The 644-nt window shown below is 73.1% G+C and carries 1 protein-coding gene; it reads left to right on the top strand.

The genetic code is table 11. The features are described 5' to 3' along the window. The coding region (locus HMPREF0731_RS22560) for a GtrA family protein (protein ID WP_007006594.1) at positions 1–428 on the top strand (428 nt) is incomplete at its 5' end. Positions 429–644 lie beyond the last annotated feature (216 nt).

Raw genomic sequence — 644 nt, 5'->3', positions numbered from 1 at the left:
GGCTGGCCGGGCAGGCGCTACGCTTCGGCCTGGTGGGGGCCAGCGGCGTGGTGGTGGACACCGCCATCCTCTACCTGTCGCTGTGGCTGGGCGCCGGGCTGTATGGCGGGCGCGTGCTGTCCTACCTGGCCGCCGCCAGCTGGAACTGGGCGCTGAACCGGGCCTGGACCTTCCGCCAGGCGCGCGGCGCGCCGGCCGGGCGGCAATGGGCGCTGTTCCTGCTGGTCAATCTGGGCGGCTTCGCGCTCAACTATGGATGCTACGCGCTGCTGGTCGGGCTGTGGCCGCTGGCGGCGGCGCATCCGGTCATCGCCGTGGCAGCCGGCGCGCTGGCCGGCATGGCGGGGAATTTCCTGGCCAGCCGCCACCTTGTCTTCCGCACCGCGCCACCGCCCCGCGTCGGCGCCCCGGAAACGGGGCCGCGGTAAGCAAGTCGTCAGCCCTGCGGCGGAAACTAGGCAGGAGGGGTTTGGTTACAGGCCGATGAAGCTGAAGCGCGACACCGTGACCGCCCGGCCCGGTCGCCTTATCCTGGCCTTACTTCCGTAGGAGTTTCTTGCCGGCATGCCCGCGCCCCAGATCCACCGGCCGCTCGCGGCCCGAGCGACCGCCAGGCGGCAGCCCCTCGCGGCGCCGGCCGCCCT

The organism is Pseudoroseomonas cervicalis ATCC 49957 (genome assembly GCF_000164635.1).
Taxonomy (GTDB): domain Bacteria; phylum Pseudomonadota; class Alphaproteobacteria; order Acetobacterales; family Acetobacteraceae; genus Pseudoroseomonas; species Pseudoroseomonas cervicalis.
This window is presented reverse-complemented; position numbering and strand designations above follow the sequence as displayed.